12 protein-coding genes are annotated in these 22961 nt (G+C 47.5%); 3 read left to right on the top strand and 9 right to left on the bottom strand.

The annotated features are described in order from the left end of the window. Nucleotides 1-17: 17 nt before the first annotated feature. The 3 genes from VC82_RS11320 to VC82_RS11310 are packed head-to-tail and all read left to right on the top strand — an operon-like array spanning nt 18 to nt 4259. Complete coding sequence (locus VC82_RS11320) at nt 18-2216, top strand: DUF5916 domain-containing protein (RefSeq protein ID WP_045802469.1); 2199 nt, start codon at nt 18-20, stop codon at nt 2214-2216. A 39-nt stretch (nt 2217-2255) separates the two neighbouring features. Beyond that, the gene (locus VC82_RS11315; protein ID WP_045802468.1) at nt 2256-3518 is read left to right on the top strand and encodes a DUF819 family protein; all 1263 of its coding nucleotides are present in this window, start codon (nt 2256-2258) and stop codon (nt 3516-3518) included. Nucleotides 3519-3560: 42 nt separating this feature from the next. Then, on the top strand, nt 3561-4259 hold the full coding sequence (locus VC82_RS11310) for a DUF4369 domain-containing protein (protein WP_045802467.1): 699 nt from the start codon (nt 3561-3563) through the stop codon (nt 4257-4259). 3 nt (nt 4260-4262) lie between these two features. Here the strand turns inward: VC82_RS11310 and VC82_RS11305 are convergent, their stop codons facing one another. The 9 genes from VC82_RS11305 to VC82_RS11265 all read right to left on the bottom strand — a co-directional run bounded on the left by VC82_RS11305 (nt 4263) and on the right by VC82_RS11265 (nt 22913). Continuing rightward, on the bottom strand, nt 4263-4535 hold the full coding sequence (locus tag VC82_RS11305) for a hypothetical protein (RefSeq protein ID WP_045802466.1): 273 nt from the start codon (nt 4533-4535) through the stop codon (nt 4263-4265). Between the two features lie 25 nt (nt 4536-4560). Beyond that, nucleotides 4561-5523: a type I phosphomannose isomerase catalytic subunit gene (locus VC82_RS11300; protein ID WP_045802465.1), complete on the bottom strand. Its 963-nt coding sequence runs from the start codon at nt 5521-5523 to the stop codon at nt 4561-4563. 69 nt (nt 5524-5592) lie between these two features. Next, nucleotides 5593-6000 (bottom strand): 6-pyruvoyl trahydropterin synthase family protein, encoded by a 408-nt coding sequence (locus VC82_RS11295; RefSeq protein WP_045802464.1) that lies wholly within the window; start codon nt 5998-6000, stop codon nt 5593-5595. Beyond that, nucleotides 5997-6527: an isopentenyl-diphosphate Delta-isomerase gene (gene idi, locus VC82_RS11290; RefSeq protein WP_045802463.1), complete on the bottom strand. Its 531-nt coding sequence runs from the start codon at nt 6525-6527 to the stop codon at nt 5997-5999. The genes VC82_RS11295 and idi overlap by 4 nt, the downstream gene beginning before the upstream one ends. Before the next feature lie 76 nt (nt 6528-6603). Further along, on the bottom strand, nt 6604-7530 hold the full coding sequence (locus tag VC82_RS11285; RefSeq protein ID WP_045803412.1) for a PorP/SprF family type IX secretion system membrane protein: 927 nt from the start codon (nt 7528-7530) through the stop codon (nt 6604-6606). A gap of 39 nt (nt 7531-7569) precedes the next feature. Further along, on the bottom strand, nt 7570-9570 hold the full coding sequence (locus VC82_RS11280; RefSeq protein WP_245616024.1) for an Ig-like domain-containing protein: 2001 nt from the start codon (nt 9568-9570) through the stop codon (nt 7570-7572). Between the two features lie 48 nt (nt 9571-9618). Continuing rightward, nucleotides 9619-10269, bottom strand: coding sequence for a hypothetical protein (locus VC82_RS11275; RefSeq protein ID WP_245615890.1), 651 nt, complete (start codon nt 10267-10269; stop codon nt 9619-9621). 22 nt (nt 10270-10291) lie between these two features. Beyond that, nucleotides 10292-19105, bottom strand: coding sequence for a beta strand repeat-containing protein (locus VC82_RS11270; RefSeq protein WP_157518068.1), 8814 nt, complete (start codon nt 19103-19105; stop codon nt 10292-10294). Between the two features lie 433 nt (nt 19106-19538). Continuing rightward, nucleotides 19539-22913 (bottom strand): FG-GAP-like repeat-containing protein, encoded by a 3375-nt coding sequence (locus tag VC82_RS11265; RefSeq protein WP_157518065.1) that lies wholly within the window; start codon nt 22911-22913, stop codon nt 19539-19541. Nucleotides 22914-22961 lie beyond the last annotated feature (48 nt).

The raw sequence follows: 22961 nt of genomic DNA, 5'->3' as shown, positions 1-22961 counted from the left end.
AATTCAAATACTGCCAAATGGCAAGAAAATACGCCTACCTACCCTTTCTATTTTTTTTTATAAACCTTACCGCCCAAGAAACCACAAAATCGTTCGTTGTCAAGTACATTTCTGAACCCGTTCGAATTGATGGCATTTTGGACGAACCTGCCTGGCAACAAGCCGAAAGTGCCCATGACTTCCATCAATATTTTCCAACGGATTCCATTGCGGCCACCCAAAAGACCGACATAAAAATGATGTACGATGACAAAAATCTGTATTTGGGCATTCGAATGGATACACAGGGTAAAGATTATATCATACCCTCTCTCCAAAGAGACTTTAGGGCCGGCGGCAACGACAACATCAGTTTGCTATTTGACACTTTTAACGACGGTACAAATGCCTTTCTCTTTGGCATCAACCCCCTTGGCGTTCGGCGAGAGGCATTGATCACCGGTGGTGGGTCCGATTTGCGTGGGTTTACCACTTCGTGGGATGTAAAATGGAAAGGCGAATCGAAAATATACGATAATTACTACACCGCAGAGATCGCCATACCCCTTACCTCATTTAAGTTTCGTGAAGGAGAGACAAAATGGAGGTTCAACAGCTACCGTTTTGACATGCAGGCAAACGAGAGAAGTACCTGGGTCAGAATTCCGCAGAACCAACTCATATTCAATTTGGCGTTCATGGGCGATATGGTATTTGAAAAACCGTTGGGCAAATCGCGTACCCCACTGACCATTATCCCCTATATCAATGGTTTTTCTGGTAAGGATTTCGAAATCGATGAGAGTACCAACACGGTCAAAGTGGGTGGCGATGCCAAGGTGGCCATTGGCAATTCAATGAACCTTGACATTACCGTAAATCCTGATTTTTCACAGGTAGAAGTTGACAATTTCTTTACCAATTTGACACGATTTGAGGTAAGACTGCCAGAAAGGCGACAGTTCTTTATCGATAACAACGACCTTTTCGGAAATTTCGGTGGCGGCCGTGATGCCAACCCATTCTTTTCGAGGCGTATCGGCATCGCAGAGGATGTCGATGGAAATACCATCGAAAACCCCATAATTGCTGGGCTGCGTTTAAGCGGGAAAATCAACAACAATCTTAGATTGGGCTTTTTGAACATTCAGACAGAAGAAGATGCGGCCAACGAGATTGCCTCTAACAACAACATGATGCTTAGTTTGCAACAAAGGGTTTTCGCACGTTCGAACATCGGTATGTTCTTCATCAATAGGCAAACCTTCAATGCCCCCGACTATGTCGATGAATCTGAGGAATACAACCGTGTAGTGGGCATTGATTACAATCTTGCCTCTAAAGACAATACTTGGATCGGTAAGTTTTATGGCCATAAATCGTTTCAACCGAACGATAGCGAGGGCAATTATTCGTTGGGGGCCTTTACCGGGTATAATTCGAGAAAGTATGGTGCGTTCGTAGATATGGTGTATGTAGATGAAGAATTTACCTCAGACCTCGGCTTTATTCCAAGAAAAGACATTGTTAAGGGCGCTTTGAACCTCAGCAGAACCTTTTGGCCAAGTCAAAAAAAAATAAACAACCATGGTTTTGAGCTCTTTTCGGTTTATGTCTGGAGGCCCAAACTTGATTTTCAAAACACCGACCGCCGCATAAATTTCGGATGGGGAGCAGAATTCAACAACCTTTCAGAAATGGAAGCCGGCCTATCGTACCAATATATTTTCTTGACCGACGAATTTGAGCCCACCGGTAAGGATAATGCAGTGCCCTTGCCTGCCAACCAAGGTTACCATTTTACCTCGTTCGGGGCAGAATTTCGTTCTGACCGAAGAAAAGCGTTCTCGTATTCGATAGAACCCGAGATCGGGGGCTTTTTCAATGGCAACCGCTATTCACTCGAGCTGTCTGGCAATTTGCGATTGCAACCGCGTTTCAATCTCAGGCTTGAGGCACAATATGACCGTTTAGAGCTGCCAAGTCCCTATTCGAGCGCCGATATATGGTTGCTCAGCCCTAGAATCGATGTCACATTTAACAAATCGGTCTTTTGGTCAACGTTGATTCAGTACAGCAACCAGCGCGACAACCTAGGCTTCAATTCAAGGCTTCAATGGCGGTTTGCGCCGCTTTCAGACTTGTTCATCGTCTACAACGACAACTACTTTGTCAATACCTTTATGCCGAGAAACAGATCCATCAATTTGAAGCTTACGTACTGGCTGAACATCTAGCCACCGGTTTTTTCTATATTTGGAAAAACACCCACCAAAATGAACCAACTACCACTGACCGATGATACGGTCATTTTTGGGCTGCTGGCCCTTTGTCTCGGGTTTGTCTTTTACACCTCTTCCATAAAAACAGGCTTTTGGAAAAAGTTCTATGCCATTGTGCCCGCTGTGCTCATGTGCTACTTATTGCCGGCTGTACTTACCAGTACAGGTTTGGTGAGTGAAAAGGAATCAAACCTTTACTATGTTGCCAGCCGATACCTATTGCCTGCGGCATTGATTCTTATGACCCTGAGCATTGATCTTAAGGCCATCATCAATTTGGGTTCAAAGGCGCTCATCATGTTTTTTACCGGCACCCTAGGTATCATAATTGGTGGCCCGATAGCGATATTGATCATTTCCATCTTTTCACCGGAAACTGTTGGTGGCGCTGGGCCTGATGCGGTTTGGCGCGGCTTATCGACCATTGCGGGCAGTTGGATCGGGGGTGGTGCCAACCAAGCTGCCATGCTCGAAATTTTTCAGTACAATCCTGAAAAATTTGGCAATATGGTATTGGTCGATGTTTTTATGGCCAATGTATGGATGGCTCTTTTACTTTTGGGAATCGGTCGTTCAAACAAAATAGACCGTTGGCTCAAGGCCGATAATTCATCGATAGAGGCACTCAAGGTAAAGGTTTCAGAATATACCGCACGAATAGCACGCGTTACCTCGCTGCACGATTTGGTCATGTTGCTGTTTTTTGCCTTTGCAGGTGTGGGAATCGCACATTTTGTTGGCGAGCACTTTTCACAATTCTTGCAAGACAACTTTGAGGTGATCAGAAATAAGCAAAAGGCATTGTCATCACTGGGTTCAAAATTTCTGTGGATGGTGGTCACGGCCACGGCCATTGGCATAGGCCTTTCATTTACCAAGGCCAAAAACTACGAAGGGGCCGGTGCCAGTAAAATTGGTGGTGTGTTCATCTATGTACTGGTTGCCACCATAGGCATGAAAATAGACCTGAGCAAGGTATTTGAAAACCCCGGTTTGCTCGCCATAGGATTTATTTGGATCGCTATCCACGCAGGATTGTTGATTTTGGTGGCCAAACTGATCAAGGCCCCCTATTTTTTCTTGGCTGTTGGCAGTCAGGCAAACGTTGGTGGTGCGGCATCGGCCCCGGTAGTGGCAGCAGAGTTTCACCCTTCGCTTACCTCTGTGGGCGTTCTATTGGCGGTTTTCGGTTATGTGGTGGGTACCGCAGGTGCCTATATCAGTGCCCTTCTGATGGAAGTGGCTTCCCATGTTTGAAAAACAAAAATCTTTCAGATATTTGCGCCACAATTTCAGGATATGAAAAGATATATAGCAGCATTTACCCTAATACTTTTTTTGGTTTCTTGTGGAGGGAAATCGGAAAAAACCATGACCGTATCTGGCACCATAGATGGTTTGAAAAAGGGAACGCTTTATTTGCAGCACATAAAAGATTCTACCTTGGCCACTATCGATTCGCTCGAACTTCGGGGAGACGGGTCTTTTACATTCTCCCATGAAATTGAAAGTCCACAACTTTTCTATCTCTATCTAAAAAAGGCCGACAACAATGATATCAACGACCGCATTACCTTTTTCGGTGAACCCAGTGAAATCTTCATAAAGACCAAATGGAACACCTTTGATGCATTACCCGAAATTTCTGGTTCTGCAAGTCATGAATCCTACAGTAAGTGCTTAGAGATGCTGTCGAAATTCAACAAGAGGGAATTGGAGTTGAAACGTGCCGGTCTGAGCCAAGAAATTCAAAACGATTCTGTGGCATTCGACTCCATTGTCGAACTGAGCAACAGAAACATCATTTCAAAATACCGCTACGTCTTAAACTTTGCCTTGAACAACCCAGACTCATATGTGACCCCGTATTTGGCATTGCACGAGGCCTCAGATGCCAATCCGAAGTACCTTGACTCAATCAACAGGGCATTGGTGCCCGAAGTGGCGCAATCAAAGTATGGTCGCGCCCTGAACGCTTATGTACAATCTATAAAGTAGTTTTTATTTGTACAGCTTATTGAGCTGCTCGACAAGTTCGGTAGCCTTTTTCTCTAGCTCTGCCCTAACTTTTTTGAAGTGTTCTTTGGGCTTTTCAACCCCTTTTTCGTTGACTTTTTGCATAAGGTCATCGAATGTGGCTATCGCCTTATCGATAATGGCGGTACCTTCTTTGGAGTCTTTACTATCGGTTTCGGCTTCCCAAATGTAAACAGCCTCGATGATGTCGCCCAAAACGAAATTGATATCCTTCTTTAATTCACGTACACTTGCCATATCTATATTTTTGGCAAAGGTAAAATTAAATTGTCACTTCCAAAAGTTTGGCACCAGTGGTATCAATTTGTACAGACCGGCTTGCCGCGGGCAATAGAACCGTTTGGCCTTTTTCGAGAGAGGCCGTACCATGCCCGTTTGAAACAGTGGCCTTGCCAGAGACACACATATAAATCGTAAACGTATCCCGTTCCGATAAATCTTGATGCAGTTCTTGGTCTAAATTCAAGAAATTGGTCTTAAAATAGGGGCAATCAACCATTTGATTGACCTCATTTTTGTTTGTGGGATAGGAGACCTTGAAATCATCTTTTTTACGGTAGTCAATGGCATCTATCGCCAAATCGGTATGCAACTCCCGTAATTGACCGTTTTTATCCCGTCGGTTGAAATCATAGACGCGGTATGTTACATCTGAGGTCTGCTGAATCTCGGCAAGCAGCACCCCTGCACCAATGGCATGAATTTTACCCGTGTTGATAAAAAAGGTATTACCCTCAGACACGGGTTCATAGTTCAGTAGCTCTAAAAGAGTGTTGTCTTCAAGGCTTTTAATACATTCCTCCCTCCCAACATCTCTATTGAATCCTACAATCAATTGGGCGCCCGGGTCGGCATCCATAACATACCACATTTCAGTTTTTCCGAAGGAATTATGGCGTGCCTTGGCCAATTCATCATTTGGGTGCAATTGAATTGACAGGTCCAGTTTAGCATCAATAAATTTTATAAGTATTGGAAACTCATATCCAAAACGCTCGTGAACCTGTTTTCCCATGAGGGCTTCTGGATTCTCATTTATCAAGTCTTGTAACGACCTACCCTTTTCAGAACCGTTGGAAACGATTGAAATATCGCCCTCTACGGCCGAAACTTCCCAACTCTCTCCAGTAGTTTCACTTTTTATATTTTTCCCTAAAACGTCGCGAAGCTTTGTACCACCCCACAAATGTTCTTTTAAAATTGGCTCAAATTGTAAAGGATACATTATCTATTTGGTGTTAGGTTGCAAAACCATTACCAGTAATTATAAGTGACAGTTTTGAAAGTCTAATTTTCATCCATTATAAGTGACAAAATTACGAGAAGTTTCGTACAAAACAATTTCTAATTCTTTACTATTACCAATATGTGGTCGTAATTTATCGAAAATCACAACGGCAATGTTTTCTGCTGTTGGGTTTAAGTTTTTGAACTCTGGAACGTCCTCATTAAGATTCTTATGGTCAAAGGCTTCTTCAACATGTGCCTTTATAAGGTCTTTCAGCTTCTTCATGTCCATCACATATCCGGTCTCTTGGTCGATTTCACCTGTTACGCTCACTATCAGTTCATAGTTGTGGCCATGATAATTTGGGTTGTTGCACCTACCAAAAACCTCTTGGTTTTTTTCGAAAGTCCAATCAGGTCTGTACAACCGGTGTGCGGCATTAAAATGGGCCTTTCTGCTAACCTTCACCTTCATTTTGCAGTGGTTTTTATGAGATGGTCATAAAACCTATCAAAGATTATCTTAAACCAAGCGGTGTACTTTTCGGGAGATTTTTCTATATCCGTCTTTATTTCTTCAGGATACATCCATTTCCAATCAGCCACCTCATCTGGATTGATGTTTGGGGTTCCGTTAAAACGGCCCATCATTACATGGTCGAGTTCATGCTCTGTCAGGCCATTGTCAAAAGGTGCCTTGTAAATGAATGAGAATAGCTCTTTCAATTCGGTCTCAAACCCCATTTCCTCCCGTAGGCGCCTTTTTCCAGCCTCGATATTGGTTTCACCCTCTCGCTGGTGGCTGCAGCAGGTGTTTGTCCATAGCAATGGAGAGTGATACTTATCCGCCGCTCTTTGTTGAAGCATTGTTTGCCCCTTATCATTCATAACAAAAACCGAAAACGCCCTATGCAACAATGCTTTTTCATGGGCTTCCATTTTAGGCATAAGACCGATAGGGTTATCATTCCGATCAACCAATATTACATTTTCTTCTTTCATGGTCTAAAAATATAAATCTTTAGCCCACAATGGCAGACTTTATCCTAATAAAAACCTATGGTACGATAAGCAAAAGTTAGAAAAAACGGGGAGACTTGAGGTTGCTCAAGGATCGTATGAAGTCATACCGAAGAATAATCTCAAACGAACCGTCGTTGAATGAAGCAGATCCCAAATCTGTAATTTCTCGGTCATAGGCCAAACCAATTAAGAACTCATCTGACAATCTAAAACCGACCATTCCACTGAATGCAGCATCCCAACGATAGGCAGCCCCTAAAATAAACTTTTCATCAAAAAGAAAATTGGCAGAAACATCAACCTGAAGCGGGGCCCCTTGAACTGCTTTGGTCAAAAGAGCCGGTTTAAACTTTAAAAACGGATTTAGGTCCCATACGTAGCCGGTAATGAAATAGAAATTCATTTGTTCCTTTGCCGTGGTTGGGTTTGTACCTTCTTGAAAATGTTCTGTCTCCAAAAACCTTGGAACCGACAATCCAGCGTAAAACCGTTGTGTATGGTAATAGACCCCAGCTCCGATGTTAGGTGAAAATTGATTGTCAATATTATTCTGCAAAATGGGGTCGTTGCCCTGGCCAAAATCTTGGTTCAATTTGGAGAAGTCAACATTCAATAGATGTGCACTGGCCTTTAAACCGAAACTTAAACGCCCTTCAAGGCTGGTCTGGATGGTATACGAGAAATCAACATCAAAGTAAGTTTCGGAGGTTGGCCCTATCTCATCATTGACAAATGAAAGGCCTAGGCCGACTCCACGATACCCTAAAGGTGTATGTATGTTAAGCGTTTGTGTAACGGGCGCACCTTCGAGGCCAACCCATTGTGCCCTATACAGGCCCGCAATGCTCATATGGCCCCTTGAACCGGCATAACCGGGGTTTACACTCACCGTGTTGTACATATATTGCGTGTACTGTGCATCTTGCTGGGCATAAGCGATCCCCGCCATCAACATCAATACCGCCGCAATGGGCGCAAGCATTTTGTTTTTATAACTCTTATCCAAAACCATTATCTACATTTACCTGTTTATGTATATGTAACCAGAAAGTTGTTTCATGTTACCGTTCAGGTCTTCGTAATCTATAATATAGAAGTACGTACCAACCGGCAACTTGTTGTCTTGATCAACGGTCACCCTACCTTCAGAGGTACCATCAAAGACATTTCCTGAGGAGTTATAGGCCCTGGTCGTAAATACCAGTACGCCCCATCGGTTATAGATCTTTACAGTGTTGTTTGGATAATTTTCAATATTTCTTATGGTCAGTACGTCATGTACCCCATCACCATTAGGGGTCACCACATTAAAGACCTCTATTTCATCGTCGTCTGTCATACCCAGGTCAGGATCCAAGTAATTTGGTGTACCGTCCCCATCAGAATCATCGTTGGCAAAGTTGCCGTCTTGATCTAAGTCTTCGTCCCTGGTCTCAATACCGTCGTCGTCGTCGTCGATATCACGATAATCCACATCATCGGTGTTATCGGTATTTGGCAAATCATTGGCAGGGTCGTCGATTTCATCATTTACATCACTATCAATCTGTGTGTCCCCTTCATAGCCATCATCTAGACCATCATTGTCCTTATCAGATCCCATAAACACCACATCTGGCACACCATCATGGTCAAAGTCATGGGCTTCGATATTGTCAGGCACCCCATCGTCGTCACTATCCTCATCAACATAATCAGGTATTCCATCACCGTCTGTGTCAACCGGTATCAGGCCAAGATTACCTCCATTTTCATAGGCATCGTCCAAACCATTTCCATCAAGATCATCACCGCTCGGCGGAATATAACCGGCAGTGGTCTGGGCTTCCACATTATCTGGAACTCCATCATCATCACTATCGATGTCTAAATAATCGGGAATACCATCACCATCGGTATCTGTAGGATTGGTCGATGGGTCGTTGTCTCCATCAACATTCAAATCTTCAAAACTGTCAACAATACCGTCATCATCACTATCAATATCAGAAACGGCAGGTGGGGTCACCACAACGGTCACAGTTGTGGTGCTGCAATTTCCTAAATTGTCACAAATCGTATAATCAAACGTATCAGTGCCTGTAAACCCTGCATTGGGCGTATAGGTCACGGTATCATCAGACGGATCGTTCGGTGTGCCATTATCGTTGATAGATACTGTTCCATTTGACGCAACAGGTGTTGTCAGCGTTCCAACGGTTGGTAAATCATTGTCGTTGGCCAAGATGTCTATATCAACCGGGGTGTCTTGCTCTGTGGAAACAGAATCGTCAAAAGCATCGACAATTGGCAAAACATCCACGGTAACGGTCGCAGTACTACAATCTCCCGAAGAATTGCATACGGTGTATGTAAAAGAATCTGTGCCATTGAAATCGGGATCGGGAATATAGGTCACGATATCGTCAGTAGGATTATTCGGGGTACCGTTGTCATTTATATTCACTGAACCATTGGGTGGGTCTGAAGTGGTCAAATTACCTGTAGTAGGCAAATCGGAGTCGTTGTCAAAGATGGGAACCGCTATGGATTCATCTTCATTGACCGTAATAAAATCATCAACAAGGGTAGCTGCTTGCTCTAGGCAAACAACCGTAAAACGGGGAAGCGCACTACTGTTTCCCGCCTTTGTTATGGTCGCCACATATCTTTCAACCGTTTGGGTCGCGGTTACCATTGGTCTGGTCTGGTCTCCTGACAATACGGGACTCCAACTTACGGTGGCTCCAGAAGGGATACTGGCAGAAATGTCCAAAGTCACTTCATTATCCGGTGCATTACAATTTGTGAGGATGAAGTATCCTGTGGCATTTGAACCACATAGCGTACCATCGTAGGTGGCAAAATACACCCCCGGTTGGGTCGCTTCATAAAAGGAGTCTGTACCCAGAACCGTTGACGTATCTGAGGCCTCGTACCACCTATAATTGCTCTCATCACCACTATTGGGCGCTTGCAAAAGAAATTGCCCTTGAAGTGTTGAAACACTTACCGTGAATATGAACAGTAGGAGTCTGAAAATTTTATTTGGATGTCCTTTTTTCAAAGATTTGGTTGTTGTTTTTAACATTTACTTGACCACGAACACTACGTTGATCAGCGAATTGTAGTCGGCTGGTTGACCTATGATGTCGTAGGTCATGACCCCATTGGCATCTATAGAAATATTGTCAAAAACCGTTGGATCGTAATATGTAACATAATAATAAAGCTCGTTGGCCGCGTAGGTAGGTACCGCAGCTGGCGCCCCGGTACTGGCCACTGTATTGATAGAGGCAAATTGGTTAACATATTCGGTATAAAGATTTACCGTTCTACCCGTTCCATTTGTTGAGGCATCTATCGCTATGGAAGGTGGATAAAATACCCGTGCTGCCTTTGAGGTAATGGGAGCAATGGCATCAATCACCTCTTTCACCGTAGCTTCGGAGGTTGGACTGGATTCCCCGCCCTCATCTACATCGATTGCCGTCCTCAGTTGTACCTCGTCATCGAATTGATCATCCATAGCCTTTACCCATCCTGACGATGTATACCAATAAATTGATTCATCATCCGTGTTAAAGGCAGTAGAACCAATATTTGCCGTTGTAATGGCATTTATCTCAGCCGTGGTTCCCGTGGGCATTCCCATTACAGAACCTGCATCTATCTGCGCATTAACTGACATCGAAAATGACATCACCACAACAATGGTCAGTAAAAAAATTAGTCTTTTCATCTTTCCGATTATTTCTTTAGACTTAGTTTGGTATGGTTATTACTGTAAACATGAATTCTAAGTCGATATCATCCTTTTGGGTAGTACCATTATCACTGTCTCCAATATTGACCCTGAAACCTGTAGTGGTTTGATTATAATATGTGATGCCAGGGTCATCATAATTGGCAGATGTGTTACCGGGACAATCCCCCCCACAATCAATGGTTGAAAGCTGAATGATATAGTTTGCGTTTGGTAGGGCCGTAGTGAAAGTAATTTGATAATCACCTTCGTTGAGCCTTGACACCGTTGCTTGATATATAGCTGCGGCGGTTCCGTTACCATTAACTTTTCCAGTTGCATAAATGGTTGGCATTGCCACTAGATAGGCACCGCCATTTGAGCCTACTGTTATCATGTTATCAGCTTCACTTCCCACAACATTGGCTGTTTGCGGCGCTCCGCCATCTTCATCAGTATAGCTGATAACACCGGTCGTGGTATTTTGAGACAGTGAGGTTACAGTCTCATTGATATCCACCGCTGCCGTACCAGGTTCTGAAATGGTTGCTATTCGGTTTCCTGCAACTGTGTTGGTAACGCTTACATCGTCGTCTGCTATCGCGTCTACGTATGCCTTCGTGGCAGCGTCCTGCGGGTTGGTAGGGTCCGTCAAGTTTGTGATGGCCGATCCACCGGCATCGTTGCCCTCGGTAAGTACCTCGGACAGGTTCTGGTCGTCGGTGCCCAATGAGCTCAACGGAACGTCAAGGTTGCCACCGCCATCGGTGATACGGAGGTTGCCGCCCGTCACCGTGAAGGCCGTGTTGTATTCGTTGGTCGGGTCAGCATCCGCGTCGTCAACGCTGATGTTGTCCACATAGTTCTTGGTAGCGGCGTCCTGTGGATTGGTAGGGTCGGCGATGTTGGCGATGGCCTGTCCGCCACCGTCGTTGCCGTCGGCCAATACCTCGTTCAGGTTCTGTATCTCGTTGGTCGGGTCAGCATCCGCATCGTCCACATTGTCCACACCATCGTTATCGACCGTTACCGTTCCACCATTTACGTCTGCAATGGTGCTGGTACCGTCTCCGTTGTCGGTCACCGTGGTTATCTCGTTGGTAGGGTCGCTATCGGCGTCATCAACGTTCAATGTAATGTTACTGCCCCCACTAATGCTGATGTCACCGGCAGTGCCGTTGGTACTGATGTCCTGTAGCTCGTTGGTCGGGTCAGCATCCGCGTCGTCAACACTGATGTTGTCCACATAGTTCTTGGTCGCGGCGTCCTGTGGGTTGGTAGGGTCCGCCAGGTTCGTGATGGCCTGTCCGCCACCGTCGTTGCCATCGGCCAGTACCTCGTTCAGGTTCTGTATCTCGTTGGTCGGGTCAGCATCCGCGTCGTCAACATTGTCAACACCATCATTATCCACTGTCACGGTCCCACCGTTCACATCGGCAATCGTACTGGTACCGTCTCCGTTGTCGGTCACAGTGGTTATCTCGTTTGTTGGGTCGCTATCGGCGTCATCAAGAGATGTCACATCTATGGTAAAGTTGGGATAGCTGCCGCCAATGGTAACGTTGCCGGCACCACCATCTGCCAAGGTCACTGTCTGGTCAGGGGACGTATTGGTCACTTGAAAGTCGTTACCCGTCTGATTGACCGAGATCCCAACACCTGCAGAAACCGTCTGGTTCTCATTGGTCGGGTCATTATCGGCATCGTCCACATTGTCAACACCATCATTATCCACCGTTACCGTTCCACCATTTACGTCTGCAATGGTGCTGGTACCGTCACCGTTGTCGGTCACCGTGGTTATCTCGTTGGTAGGGTCGCTATCGGCGTCATCAACGTTCAATGTAATGTTACTGCCCCCACTAATGCTGATGTCACCGGAAGTGCCGTTGGTACTGATGTCCTGTAGCTCGTTGGTCGGGTCCGCATCCGCGTCGTCAACGCTGATGCTGTCCACATAGTTCTTCGTGGCAGCGTCCTGAGGATTGGTCGGGTCGGCGATGTTCGTGATGGCCTGTCCGCCACCGTCGTTGCCGTCGGCCAGTACCTCGTTCAGGTTCTGTATCTCGTTGGTCGGGTCAGCATCCGCGTCATCAACGTTCAATGTAATGTTACTGCCCCCACTAATGCTGATGTCACCGGCAGAACCATTGGTGCTGATGTCCTGTAGCTCGTTGGTCGGGTCAGCATCCGCATCGCCAACATTGTCAACACCATCATTATCCACTGTCACGGTCCCACCGTTCACATCGGCAATCGTACTGGTACCGTCTCCGTTGTCGGTCACAGTGGTTATCTCGTTGGTCGGGTCGCTATCGGCGTCATCAACGTTCAATGTAATGTTACTGCCCCCACTAATGCTGATGTCACCGGCAGTGCCGTTGGTACTGATGTCCTGTAGCTCGTTGGTCGGGTCAGCATCCGCATCGTCCACATTGTCCACACCATCGTTATCGACCGTTACCGTTCCACCATTTACGTCTGCAATGGTGCTGGTACCGTCTCCGTTGTCGGTCACCGTGGTTATCTCGTTGGTAGGGTCGCTATCGGCGTCATCAACGTTCAATGTAATGTTACTGCCCCCACTAATGCTGATGTCACCGGCAGTGCCGTTGGTACTGATGTCCTGTAGCTCGTTGGTCGGGTCAGCATCCGCGTCGTCAACACTGATGTTGTCCACATAGTTCTTGGTCGCGGCGTCCTGTGGGTTGGTAGGGTCCGCCAGGTTCGTGATGGCCTGTCCGCCACCGTCGTTGCCATCGGCCAGTACCTCGTTCAGGTTCTGTATCTCGTTGGTCGGGTCAGCATCCGCGTCGTCAACATTGTCAACACCATCATTATCCACTGTCACGGTCCCACCGTTCACATCGGCAATCGTACTGGTACCGTCTCCGTTGTCGGTCACCGTGGTTATCTCGTTTGTTGGGTCGCTATCGGCGTCATCAAGAGATGTCACATCTATGGTAAAGTTGGGATAGCTGCCGCCAATGGTAACGTTGCCGGCACCACCATCTGCCAAGGTCACTGTCTGGTCAGGGGACGTATTGGTCACTTGAAAGTCGTTACCCGTCTGATTGACCGAGATCCCAACACCTGCAGAAACCGTCTGGTTCTCATTGGTCGGGTCATTATCGGCATCGTCCACATTGTCAACACCATCATTATCCACCGTTACCGTTCCACCATTTACGTCTGCAATGGTGCTGGTACCGTCACCGTTGTCGGTCACCGTGGTTATCTCGTTGGTAGGGTCGCTATCGGCGTCATCAACGTTCAATGTAATGTTACTGCCCCCACTAATGCTGATGTCACCGGAAGTGCCGTTGGTACTGATGTCCTGTAGCTCGTTGGTCGGGTCCGCATCCGCGTCGTCAACGCTGATGCTGTCCACATAGTTCTTCGTGGCAGCGTCCTGAGGATTGGTCGGGTCGGCGATGTTCGTGATGGCCTGTCCGCCACCGTCGTTGCCGTCGGCCAGTACCTCGTTCAGGTTCTGTATCTCGTTGGTCGGGTCCGGGTCGGCATCTGGAGATGCGTTACCACCTACCTGAGTCCATGCACTACCATCCCATACGTATAATTGACCTGTAGTGGTATCGACATAAGTCTCACCAACATTGGAGGCAGTGGCCCCTGTTGCGGCCGGAGTACCCGCACCAACTTGTGAAAGTTCATTGGTAATATCTGAATCCGCATCGCGAATGTCAATGATGGTGCTTGAACCATCTGTTATCGTCACTTCAATACTCTCGTTGGCGACTCCGCCAGCGCCAATGCCAAGGTCTTGGTCATCCGTGTCGATGGAACTCAACGGAACGTCAAGGTTGCCACCGCCATCGGTGATACGGAGGTTGCCGCCCGTCACCGTGAAGGCCGTGTTGTATTCGTTGGTCGGGTCAGCATCCGCGTCGTCAACGCTGATGTTGTCCACATAGTTCTTGGTAGCGGCGTCCTGCGGGTTGGTAGGGTCGGCGATGTTGGCGATGGCCTGTCCGCCACCGTCGTTGCCGTCGGCCAGTACCTCGTTCAGGTTCTGTATCTCGTTGGTAGGGTCATTATCGGCATCGTCCACATTGTCAACACCATCGTTATCCACCGTTACCGTTCCACCATTTACATCTGCAATGGTGCTGGTACCGTCACCGTTGTCGGTCACAGTGGTTATCTCGTTGGTAGGGTCATTATCGGCATCGTCCACATTGTCAACACCATCGTTATCCACCGTTACCGTTCCACCATTTACGTCTGCAATGGTGCTGGTACCGTCTCCGTTGTCGGTCACAGTGGTTATCTCGTTGGTCGGGTCATTATCGGCATCATCCACATTGTCCACACCATCGTTATCCACCGTTACCGTTCCACCATTTACGTCTGCAATGGTGCTGGTACCGTCTCCGTTGTCGGTCACAGTGGTTATCTCGTTTGTTGGGTCGCTATCGGCGTCATCAAGAGATGTCACATCTATGGTAAAGTTGGGATAGCTGCCGCCAATGGTAACGTTGCCGGCACCACCATCTGCCAAGGTCACTGTCTGGTCAGGGGACGTATTGGTCACTTGAAAGTCGTTACCCGTCTGATTGACCGAGATCCCAACACCTGCAGAAACCGTCTGGTTCTCATTGGTCGGGTCATTATCGGCATCGTCCACATTGTCAACACCATCATTATCCACCGTTACCGTTCCACCATTTACGTCTGCAATGGTGCTGGTACCGTCACCGTTGTCGGTCACCGTGGTTATCTCGTTGGTAGGGTCGCTATCGGCGTCATCAACGTTCAATGTAATGTTACTGCCCCCACTAATGCTGATGTCACCGGAAGTGCCGTTGGTACTGATGTCCTGTAGCTCGTTGGTCGGGTCCGCATCCGCGTCGTCAACGCTGATGCTGTCCACATAGTTCTTCGTGGCAGCGTCCTGAGGATTGGTCGGGTCGGCGATGTTCGTGATGGCCTGTCCGCCACCGTCGTTGCCGTCGGCCAGTACCTCGTTCAGGTTCTGTATCTCGTTGGTCGGGTCCGGGTCGGCATCTGGAGATGCGTTACCACCTACCTGAGTCCATGCACTACCATCCCATACGTATAATTGACCTGTAGTGGTATCGACATAAGTCTCACCAACATTGGAGGCAGTGGCCCCTGTTGCGGCCGGAGTACCCGCACCAACTTGTGAAAGTTCATTGGTAATATCTGAATCCGCATCGCGAATGTCAATGATGGTGCTTGAACCATCTGTTATCGTCACTTCAATACTCTCGTTGGCGACTCCGCCAGCGCCAATGCCAAGGTCTTGGTCATCCGTGTCGATGGAACTCAACGGAACGTCAAGGTTGCCACCGCCATCGGTGATACGGAGGTTGCCGCCCGTCACCGTGAAGGCCGTGTTGTATTCGTTGGTCGGGTCAGCATCCGCGTCGTCAACGCTGATGTTGTCCACATAGTTCTTGGTAGCGGCGTCCTGCGGGTTGGTAGGGTCGGCGATGTTGGCGATGGCCTGTCCGCCACCGTCGTTGCCGTCGGCCAGTACCTCGTTCAGGTTCTGTATCTCGTTGGTAGGGTCATTATCGGCATCGTCCACATTGTCAACACCATCGTTATCCACCGTTACCGTTCCACCATTTACATCTGCAATGGTGCTGGTACCGTCACCGTTGTCGGTCACAGTGGTTATCTCGTTGGTAGGGTCATTATCGGCATCGTCCACATTGTCAACACCATCGTTATCCACCGTTACCGTTCCACCATTTACGTCTGCAATGGTGCTGGTACCGTCTCCGTTGTCGGTCACAGTGGTTATCTCGTTGGTCGGGTCATTATCGGCATCATCCACATTGTCCACACCATCGTTATCCACCGTTACCGTTCCACCATTTACGTCTGCAATGGTGCTGGTACCGTCTCCGTTGTCGGTCACAGTGGTTATCTCGTTTGTTGGGTCGCTATCGGCGTCATCAAGAGATGTCACATCTATGGTAAAGTTGGGATAGCTGCCGCCAATGGTAACGTTGCCGGCACCACCATCTGCCAAGGTCACTGTCTGGTCAGGGGACGTATTGGTCACTTGAAAGTCGTTACCCGTCTGATTGACCGAGATCCCAACACCTGCAGAAACCGTCTGGTTCTCATTGGTCGGGTCATTATCGGCATCGTCCACATTGTCAACACCATCATTATCCACCGTTACCGTTCCACCATTTACGTCTGCAATGGTGCTGGTACCGTCACCGTTGTCGGTCACCGTGGTTATCTCGTTGGTAGGGTCGCTATCGGCGTCATCAACGTTCAATGTAATGTTACTGCCCCCACTAATGCTGATGTCACCGGAAGTGCCGTTGGTACTGATGTCCTGTAGCTCGTTGGTCGGGTCCGCATCCGCGTCGTCAACGCTGATGCTGTCCACATAGTTCTTCGTGGCAGCGTCCTGAGGATTGGTCGGGTCGGCGATGTTCGTGATGGCCTGTCCGCCACCGTCGTTGCCGTCGGCCAGTACCTCGTTCAGGTTCTGTATCTCGTTGGTCGGGTCCGGGTCGGCATCTGGAGATGCGTTACCACCTACCTGAGTCCATGCACTACCATCCCATACGTATAATTGACCTGTAGTGGTATCGACATAAGTCTCACCAACATTGGAGGCAGTGGCCCCTGTTGCGGCCGGAGTACCCGCACCAACTTGTGAAAGTTCATTGGTAATATCTGAATCCGCATCGCGAATGTCAATGATGGTGCTTGAACCATCTGTTATCGTCACTTCAATACTCTCGTTGGCGACTCCGCCAGCGCCAATGCCAAGGTCTTGGTCATCCGTGTCGATGGAACTCAACGGAACGTCAAGGTTGCCACCGCCATCGGTGATACGGAGGTTGCCGCCCGTCACCGTGAAGGCCGTGTTGTATTCGTTGGTCGGGTCAGCATCCGCGTCGTCAACGCTGATGTTGTCCACATAGTTCTTGGTAGCGGCGTCCTGCGGGTTGGTAGGGTCGGCGATGTTGGCGATGGCCTGTCCGCCACCGTCGTTGCCGTCGGCCAGTACCTCGTTCAGGTTCTGTATCTCGTTGGTAGGGTCATTATCGGCATCGTCCACATTGTCAACACCATCGTTATCCACCGTTACCGTTCCACCATTTACATCTGCAATGGTGCTGGTACCGTCACCGTTGTCGGTCACAGTGGTTATCTCGTTGGTAGGGTCGCTATCGGCGTCATCAACGTTCAATGTAATGTTACTGCCCCCACTAATGCTGATGTCACCGGCAGTGCCGTTGGTACTGATGTCCTGTAGCTCGTTGGTCGGGTCCGCATCCGCGTCGTCAACGCTGATGCTGTCCACATAGTTCTTGGTCGCGGCGTCCTGCGGGTTGGTAGGGTCGGCGATGTTGGCGATGGCCTGTCCGCCACCGTCGTTGCCGTCGGCCAGTACCTCGTTCAGGTTCTGTATCTCGTTTGTTGGGTCGCTATCGGCGTCATCAACGTTCAATGTAATGTTACTGCCCCCACTAATGCTGATGTCACCGGCAGTGCCGTTGGTACTGATGTCCTGTAGCTCGTTGGTCGGGTCCGCATCCGCGTCGTCAACGCTGATGCTGTCCACATAGTTCTTGGTCGCGGCGTCCTGCGGGTTGGTAGGGTCGGCGATGTTGGCGATGGCCTGTCCGCCACCGTCGTTGCCGTCGGCCAGTACCTCGTTCAGGTTCTGTATCTCGTTTGTTGGGTCGCTATCGGCGTCATCAAGAGATGTCACATCTATGGTAAAGTTGGGATAGCTGCCGCCAATGGTAACGTTGCCGGCACCACCATCTGCCAAGGTCACTGTCTGGTCAGGGGACGTATTGGTCACTTGAAAGTCGTTACCCGTCTGATTGACCGAGATCCCAACACCTGCAGAAACCGTCTGGTTCTCATTGGTCGGGTCATTATCGGCATCATCCACATTGTCAACACCATCATTATCCACCGTTACCGTTCCACCATTTACGTCTGCAATGGTGCTGGTACCGTCACCGTTGTCGGTCACCGTGGTTATCTCGTTGGTAGGGTCGCTATCGGCGTCATCAACGTTCAATGTAATGTTACTGCCCCCACTAATGCTGATGTCACCGGAAGTGCCGTTGGTACTGATGTCCTGTAGCTCGTTGGTCGGGTCTGTATCATTATCGGCTGCATTACTGGCGGCCAAAGCTTCAATTGCCCCCTGCACATCAGTTTCACCAAGACCTGCCACCGTATCGTCAAAGCTCACTTGGGCGGCGTTCTGCAATTCATTGGTTGGGTCATTATCGGCGTCGTCCACATTGTCAACGCCATCATTATCGACCGTTACCGTTCCACCATTTACGTCTGCAATGGTGCTGGTACCGTCACCGTTGTTGGTCACAGTGGTTATCTCGTTGGTCGGGTCGGCATCGGCATCGTCAACGTTTAGGTTCAGGGTGTTGCCATCTTCAATTGTGATATTGCCCGAAGTACCATCGGTTGAAATAGTTTGGTCGTCACTTCCGGCATTGCTCAAAGCCGATAGATTTACAGTTACAGTGTTTCCATCTTCAATCTGCAGTGATAACACATTGGTACCACTATCGAAACTAAAATTCTGTAGTTGTTGGTCATCAGTAGATGTCAGTTCCCATGAGTCTCCATCCCAAAAGTAAATGGTTCCTGTACTGGTATTGACATATATGTCACCCGTATCGGCACCCGCAGGAGTTGTGGCCCCTGGGGCTGAGACATCTGTTCCGCTTAACACCTCGCAATTACATTGATCTTGAAGGGTCACCGTTGTCTGGGCAAGTCCATAACCAGAAACGAATAGGAAGAGGATGAAAATTACTATCTTTTTCATGGGTTTGTTTTTGTTTGACATCATCCTTATGAAATGGTCTTTTACGTTTAATCTGTTTTTCAAATCGAAAAAAATTCTCTAAAACTTGAACTTGAAAACTTTATGCCGAAGGGAAGTATTTTTTAAGAACAGTCAATCCATTACTATTGAATGCAACTGGTTTGTGTCCTTTCTTAAGCTTTGCCTTCGATAAGTTGGTCAAATAGTTCATAATTTGGGTTGTATTTTGCTCTTTTTCAGTGAGTACAGTATTTCTTCACCATACAAAATTACTTTTATGCCCACCCGAGGAAAATAATTGTTGTGTAAGTGCTAATTCGTACGGTATAGCCCTATAAATTTGAAGTGTGGAAGATTTTAAACCCCTTGACGAACCATTTTACCGTTCATCGATTTTATCAACGATACCAATACTTTTAAACTGGAAAGACCCCTAATTTTTGTTCACACGATAGGTAATTCTTCTATTGGTGATCACCGTGTTCACCTGTACTGTCAACACGGCTATATTTGATATGGTATTGGCACAGATAAAGCTCTGGCTATCCAATATGACCCTATACCGGTTTCCGTTTTCTGTAGTGGTAATATTGGTCAAACTAAGGGTATTGGTAGTGGTGCCGGAGTAAATGCCCATATCGGTGAGATCAACCCAGCTTGAACCATTGAACACCTGCCATTGATAAGCATCTGCGTTTGAAACAGTTACAAAAAATATAACGCTACAACCCAGACATGCTTGACTATCAAATGGTTGAACCGAAATAACCGGCGCAGCCCCTGCTTCATGAAAGTCAAATGTACCACTGGAGTCCGCATCGGCGGGTATTGGGTACAATGCCCCTGCAACCGAGCCGTTTGCATTGATTACAGGCGGATTTCCGGTACCGTAATAATCATTGTCGCCTCCATCGGCATTGGCGTCGGCATAGGCCTCATTGGCATCGCTACAGCCATCACCATCACTGTCAGTATCAAGAAAATCAGGGTTGCCCGTTGTATCCGTATTCAAAAGGGTATAATTAGCAATACCGCTTTCTGGAAGGGTTTCAACGGCGTTGGCCCAGCCATTGTTGCCATAGGGGCCACTAATGACCCCGGCGGTATGACCCTGCGTGTGGCCAGCCTCAACGGCATCATAAACACCATCATTATCACTGTCTAAATCAATTGTATTCGCAACCCCGTCACCGTCTTCATCGCAGGTGCCGTAAATCAGGTTATTTATATCTGATTGTGAAAGCACAATTGGGTAGTGCAAAATTTCAACCATCAGTCCACCGAAATAATTTCCCGTACCCTGCCCAAAGGCATCACCGCTACTTCTACCAAAACTATGGGCACTACCATGGGCCGCCAATGTTCCGAAACCGGTGTTTATAGCAGTGCTCGCTACGCCGTCTAAATACATAATCACCGTTCCGTTATCATATGTAAAGGCTATGTGGTGCCATTGTCCATCATTTGGAAATGTAAAGCTTGATGTGCTCATCTGACTCCCTGCACCGCCTTCTCGTATGGCATTTTCCAAAATATTTCCATTCAATCGAATGGCCACACCGTTGGTGCCACCACCTTCATCAAGCAATGTTTGGATGCCAATCAAATTATTGGGCTTTATCCAAAAAGCATATGAAAAGTTGGTAATCTTCTGGTTCAAAAAAGTGCCGTCGCTGTACTGTAAATAATTTGAAACACCGTTAAAAGAGGCCGATGACAAGCCATGGACGCTCTCGTTGGAGTAGCCAACCGAACCTGCCTGTAAATTGTACCCGTTTCCGGAATTATCATTTGTCGAATTTTCCAGTGGCCAATGGGCATCAAAACCAGAAATATCGGGGCCACAATCGTTCTCCAACGCATCGGGAATACCATCGTTGTCATCATCTAGATCGCTTCTATCATCAATACCATCATTATCATTGTCGCGATAGACAGTGATGAATATCGTTGCTGTATCCTGTTCTGAAGTAAAGGTGCAGATCGCATTATCCCTTATTGTATAAGTAAAGGAATCGCTTCCAAAAAAACCTGGGTCTGGGGTATAAGTGACCGTGCCGTCACCATTCAACACTGAGGTGCCATTGGCCGGTTGGGTCACTGAAAGTAATTCCAACGGTTGCCCTTCAGGATCGGTATCGGCCCCATTACCATTGTCAACCAAGGGGTCTAGCGTAACCGGTGTATCTTCCAAAGTGGTCGCACTGTCATCAGTGGCTGTGGGTGGTTGGTTGGCCGAATCTGGAAAAACATCCACGATATTGATGCTTCCATTATTGAAATCTATAGGCCGCAGTTGTCTTCTGACCACTACCCTGCCCCCTGTGGTTCTCGGATATGCCACCTCAACCACAATAGGTACCAAAGGCCCGCTGGGCAACCCAAAATGGATGACCCCAGTTTCTTGTGTGCCATGGCCATAGCCACCATTTACTTCTCGTGTTCCTGAAATTACGTTACCGTCACAATCCAATATTTTTGATGTAGCGCCCACACCAAAGCGCTCTTCGGTATTGATGAGTCCGAAAGCATCCCTATCCTCAATAATATTGATGTACAGGTGATTGGGCCTAGAAAGGGCTCCCAACTGATTGATGTAAAGTCTATTGGGTCCCGATCTATTCACATAAAGATCTAAATCGCCATCATTGTCTACGTCAATAAACGTACATCCTTCACCTGGATTGGCATTGAAGGTAAGCCCTGAATCAATAAAGGACATAGCCCCTCCACCGTTGTTTATTTGGTTTAAATACAATTTGCTGGTACTGCTTCCGGTGAGAAAAATGTCGATGTCTCCATCGTTGTCTACGTCACCACAGGCAAGACCCTCTATCTGACCCGAAAAGTTTATGGGAATTCCTGTAGCTGCCCCTAGGCCGGTCCAAGTTCCATCCCCATTATTTCTGTGTATTTGGTTGATTCCGTTCTCTGTCCAGAAAAGGTCAAAATCACCATCGTTATCAAAATCATAAAAGGCCACAGAACCTTTGTTACTGTTATTAGCATCATCGATATTGACCCCATTTTGAAAAGTACCCCCGAGATTGGTGAAAAGGTCTACTTGGTTTCGCTTGCGCACCACGATATCAACCCAGCCGTCATCGTTAAAATCCGTTGCCGAGCCATAATCACCATCCGTTGCATCCTGTACCAATCCCAATGGCCAAGTAGTTGGGTCGGCCACATTATAAGGTGGGTTAGGACTGTCAGCTTTTCTGGTTACGTGCGTGAAATTGCCATTGCCGTCATTCTGAAGAATATCAATACCGTAGTTATGGTTGTCAATAAAGATGTCCAAATCACCGTCGCCATCGTAGTCAAGCGCACCGGCTCCCTCAGTGTTCATACCATCAGCAAGTGAAGTAAAACGCTGATTGGGCGCGGTACCCCCCGTACCATTTCCAAAACGGTTCGTCGCTGGATCTTGTAAATAGATGCGCACGTCGTTATGTCTGTTACGGAAAATATCTGGATACCCATCATTGTTGAAATCTACAAACAATGCTGTACGTTCCAGACTTCCACTTGTAAAGTCTGGGGCCAACGATGAGGTTACATCGGTAAAACCACCCCCATCGTTTCGCATTAAATAACCCCTGCCATTTGTATTGACCACAAGATCAAAATCGCCATCCAAATCATAGTCGGCCCATGCGTGACCACCGTCTTTACCACCTCCCATATTTAGGTTATAGGCAGCAGCACTTTCAGTAAAAGTCGTTTGCCCCATAACAGGATAGACCGTCAGCATTGAAAGAGCAATCCACACATACAGGCCAACGAATGTAATTTTTGGATAATTCATAAAACCAAGTCCTTGGTAATGTGCAAGTTGCACTTAATAGCGTAAGAC

It is taken from the genome of Flagellimonas lutaonensis (assembly GCF_000963865.1).
Taxonomy (GTDB): domain Bacteria; phylum Bacteroidota; class Bacteroidia; order Flavobacteriales; family Flavobacteriaceae; genus Flagellimonas_A; species Flagellimonas_A lutaonensis.
The sequence above is the reverse complement of the archived record's forward strand: the minus strand, read 5'-3'. Positions and strand labels throughout refer to the sequence as shown.